Origin of the sequence: Methylobacterium sp. WL116 (genome assembly GCF_008039455.1) — a bacterium.
GTDB lineage: Bacteria > Pseudomonadota > Alphaproteobacteria > Rhizobiales > Beijerinckiaceae > Methylobacterium.
In genome coordinates this window covers 1-4,241 of sequence record NZ_VRUV01000398.1, presented here as the reverse complement: position 1 = coordinate 4,241, position 4,241 = coordinate 1, and the positions used below count along the sequence as shown (strand labels likewise).

Below are 4,241 nucleotides of genomic sequence, written 5' to 3'. Positions count from 1 at the left end.
GGGCTACGACTTCCGCGTCGGGCCCGCCGGCGGGCGGCTCTCGGGCGGCGAGCGCCAGCGCATCTCGCTCGCCCGCGCCTTCCTCAAGGACGCGCCGATCCTGCTCCTCGACGAGGCGACCTCGGCCCTCGACTCGGAATCCGAGCGCCTGGTGCAGGACGCGCTGACCCGGCTGATGAAGGGCCGCACCACCCTGGTCATCGCCCACCGGCTCTCGACCGTGCGCGAGGCCGACCTGATCGTGGTGATGGAGGCCGGCCGCGTCGTCGAGACCGGGCGGCACGAAGCCCTGATCGCCCAGGGCGGCGCCTATGCCCGCCTGCACCGGATGCAGCTTTCGGACGACCCGGCACCGGCGCCGGTGTCGTGAGCCGAATCGGGTCTCGCGCGTAATCCCCGCGTCACGGGACGGGAACGGGCGATGACGGGCGAGACCTTCGGACGGACGGCGGACGGGGAGACGGTGACGCGCTTCACCCTGGTGCGCGGGCCGCTGCGCGTGCAGGTGCTCGATTACGGCGGGATCGTCACCGCGATCGAGACGCCGGATCGCGGGGGGCGCGTCGGCAGCGTCGTGCTCGGCCTCGATACGGTGGCGGGCTACGAGACCAAAAGCCCGCATTTCGGCGGCCTGATCGGGCGCTTCGCCAACCGCATCGCCAAGGGGCGCTTCACGGTCGACGGCCACGCCTACGCCCTGCCGATCAACGAGCCGCCGAACGCGATGCATGGCGGGCCGCGCGGCTTCGACCGGCGGATGTGGCGCGTCGAGTCGGTCGATGACGCGCACCTGACGCTCGCGCGCCGCTCGCCCGACGGCGAGGAGGGATTTCCGGGCAACCTCGACGTCGCGGTGACCTACGGCCTGCCCGAGGACGGGACGCTGCGGATCGACTACCGCGCGCATACCGATCGCCCGACCGTGCTCAACCTGACGAACCACGGCTACTTCAACCTGGCGGGCGAAGGCGCCGGCGACGTCATGGGTCACGTCGTCACGATCCCGGCCGACGCGGTGCTGGAGACCGACGCGACGCAGGTGCCCACCGGCACGCTGCGGCCGGTGGCCGGCACGGCGTTCGACTTCCGCACCGGCATGGCGCTCGGCCGGCGCATCCGCGACGGCAATCCGCAGCTCGCGTTCGCCAAGGGCTACGACCACTGCTTCGTCCTTCGCGATGCGGACGGACGGCTGCGGCCGGCGGCGACCTGCATCGAGCCGGGGAGCGGGCGCCGCCTCGACGTGGCGACGACGCTGCCGGGCCTGCAGCTCTACACCGGCAACAACCTCGACGGGACGCTGATCGGCCCGAGCGGCCGGATCTACCGCTCGGGCGACGCGGTCTGCTTCGAGACGCAGGCCTTCCCCGACGCCCCGAACCACCCCGGCTTCCCGCCGGCGGTGCTGCGGCCCGGCGAGCATTTCGCGTCGGCGACGACCTACCGGCTCTCGCTCGCCTGATCGGCGTCCGCCCGCGCCGCCCGGCGTGCGGCGACCGCGTCGGCGAGCAGGCACAGGATCTCGAAGGCGAGCTGGCCGCCGGTGAGCGCGGTGAGCCCCGACGGGTCGAGGGGCGGCGCCACCTCCACGAGGTCGGCGCCGACGAGATCGAGGCCGCGCAGGCTGCGCAGCAGGGCCAGTGCCTCGCGGGTGGTCAGCCCGCCGATCTCCGGCGTGCCGGTGCCGGGCGCATAGGCCGGGTCGAGGCTGTCAATGTCGAAGCTGAGATAGGTCGGGCCGCGGCCGGCGATGGCGCGGGCCTCGGCCGCGACCTCCGGCATGCCGCGGCCGGCGGCCTCCTCCATGGTGATGACGCGGATGCCCCGGGCGCAGGCCCAGTCGCGCTCGTCCGCCGCATCCATGCTGCCGCGGATGCCGATCTGCACGCAGCGCCGCGGATCGAGCACGCCGTCCTCCACCGCGCGGCGGAACGGGGTTCCGTGGGTGAGCCGGGTGCCGCCGTACTGCGCGTCGTCGGTGTCGCTGTGGGCGTCGATGTGCACGAGGCCGAGCGGCCGGTCGCGCCCGAGCGCCCGGAGGATCGGATAGCTGATCAGGTGGTCGCCGCCGACGCCGAGCGGCACGATGCCGGCCGCTCTGAGTCCGCCCATGAACGCCTCGATCCGCCGGCAGGTCTCGCCGGCGTCGATCGGGTTCACCGGCACGTCGCCGAGGTCGGCGCAGGCCGCCAGCGCGTAGGGCGCGAGCCCGCTGGCATGGTTGATCGCCCGCGTGCCGGTCGAGGCCTCGCGCACGCCGCGCGGGCCGAGGCGGGTGCCCGGCCGGTTCGTGGTCGCCCCGTCGAACGGGATGCCGACGAGGCCAATCTCGACGCCCTCGGCGCCTCGCGGATCGCGGCAGGGCAGCCGCATGAAGCTCGCCACGCCGGCAAAGCGCGGCGTCTCCATGCCGGAGGCCGGACGGAACGCCGCGATGCGAGCCGCATCCGCCTCGCTCACCCTGTGCACCACGCTGGTCCCTCCCCGGATCGACCGGTATCATCCCGGGCCGGCCCGGCGCGATCAAGCCGGATGCGCCGATCCGCGTTGACGACGCGGCGTCCCGTGGCTATAGAGCCGGCTCTGCCGAGGGCCCGTGCGGTTGCACGCGTCGTCGGCTTCGCCATTCGCCACACCCAGCGCAGACCGATCCGAGGCTCCCCGAGCTCGAAGGTCCCCGCCCTTTGATACGAGGATGCCCATGGCCAACACCGTGTCGGCCAAGAAAATGACCCGCAAGATCGCCAAGCGCACGGCGATCAACCGCTCGCGCCGCTCCCGGATGCGTACCTTCGTCCGCAAGGTCGAGGAGGCCATCGCCGCGGGGGTGCAGTCCGACGCCCTCAGCGCGCTCCGCGCCGCCGAGCCGGAGATCATGCGGGCCGCCCAGAGCGGCATCGTTCATAAGAACAATGCCTCTCGCAAGGTTTCGCGCCTCGCCGCCCGCGTGAAGGCCCTGGCCGCCGCCGCCTGAGCGCGGCCGCCGTCGGCACTGCCCACGCGCCATCAGGTCCCGATACGAAAAAGCCCGGCCTTCGCGCCGGGCTTTTTCGTGTGCCCGAGCCATCGCGGCCATGTCCTCATTCTTCGGGACGGCGAGCGCGCTCGACGCGAGGCGCGTACCCTCCGCGATCGCCCTCCCCTGAGGCGGGCTGCTGCATCTTGCGCATGATGGCAGCCGGTGAGCCTTCGAAGGCCCGCACGGCCCCCTCCCCCGTCCGGGAGAGGGTCGGGGTCGGGGTGAGACCTGCCCGGAAGGACCTGTCCCCTCACCCTGTCCCCTCACCCTGCCCCCTTGACCCTGTCCCCCTGCCGAACGGGAGAGGGCACCGGCGCCGCGCCGGCACGACGCCGTCGTTCAGTCGCCGTCGCGGGGTCGAGCAACGCGGAGATCCGGGCGCCAGCCTGGGCGATGCGGACCGATCGTTGCCCGCGACACCGCCGTCGAGACGCGCTCCGGGAGCGCCTGAGGGCGCGGTCGATGTTCGCGCCTTGTCCGCGCTTGGCGCGTGACGAAGCGTTAACCCATTTTCAAAAATCCATTTCGTTGCGGAGTCTTCGGGGCGGGTGTAGCTTAACAAAACCTCACCACGCCCCAGCAAACCCACAGCATCTCCGCCACCAAGCCGAATCATGCGTCGAATCAAAGCCGTATCGTGCGTCGCTTCGACTCCGCTCGACTCGCCGAAGTGGCGGTCAAGGCTTTCCCCGCAAGTCCCACTGTTAAAACTACCGTAGGCAATTGTTGATAGGCTCTTCAAATCGACCAGTAGCGTCGTCGGACGGGTTGACTCCCTCCGATTTTTGCGCCCCGCCCGTGTTCACGGGGTGTTCCAGTGTGCGTGCGTACGCCCCGTCGGCGGGTCTCCCGTCCTCGGTGCGAGGAGAGTGTCAGTGATGCATGTCGACGAGAGCGTGTCGGGCGGCGGCGGAAGCGGCGGAGGAAACGGGTCCACGGAGGCCGCCGCAGCCTGGGGACGGGTGAAGCGCCGCCTGCGGGCCGAGCTCGGCGAGGACGTGTTCGCGAGCTGGTTCGCCCGCCTGGAGCTGGATTGCGTCGTCGGCGGCACCGCCCGCCTCACCGTGCCGACCCGGTTCCTGAAGAGCTGGATCGAGTCGCACTACCTCGACCGGGTGCTGAACACCTTTAAGGCCGAGGTCGAGGAGGTCGGCCGCATCGAGGTCGGCGTGCGCGGCACCACCGCCCCCGTCCGCCCGGTGGCGCCCGGCGCCCCGAAGCC

5 protein-coding genes are annotated in these 4,241 nt (G+C 71.9%); 4 read left to right on the top strand and 1 reads right to left on the bottom strand.

The features are described 5' to 3' along the window. Together FV223_RS21315 and FV223_RS21310 are read left to right on the top strand one after the other, a co-directional pair. Positions 1-370 (top strand): ATP-binding cassette domain-containing protein (locus tag FV223_RS21315; RefSeq protein ID WP_147728873.1); only part of this gene is annotated, 370 nt, incomplete at its 5' end. Positions 371-421: 51 nt separating this feature from the next. After that, positions 422-1,462: an aldose epimerase family protein gene (locus tag FV223_RS21310; RefSeq protein ID WP_147728872.1), complete on the top strand. Its 1,041-nt coding sequence runs from the start codon at positions 422-424 to the stop codon at positions 1,460-1,462. Here the strand turns inward: FV223_RS21310 and speB are convergent. Next, positions 1,441-2,409, bottom strand: a complete 969-nt coding sequence (gene speB / locus FV223_RS21305) for an agmatinase (protein WP_147728874.1) — start codon at positions 2,407-2,409, stop codon at positions 1,441-1,443. The genes FV223_RS21310 and speB overlap by 22 nt on opposite strands. A gap of 292 nt (positions 2,410-2,701) precedes the next feature. On the opposite strand from speB, the gene rpsT reads away from it, so the two are divergent. Together rpsT and FV223_RS21295 are read left to right on the top strand one after the other, a co-directional pair. Then, complete coding sequence (rpsT, locus tag FV223_RS21300; protein ID WP_147728871.1) at positions 2,702-2,974, top strand: 30S ribosomal protein S20; 273 nt, start codon at positions 2,702-2,704, stop codon at positions 2,972-2,974. Positions 2,975-3,897: 923 nt separating this feature from the next. Continuing rightward, a partial coding sequence (locus FV223_RS21295) for a DnaA N-terminal domain-containing protein (protein WP_281407457.1) occupies positions 3,898-4,241 on the top strand: 344 nt, incomplete at its 3' end.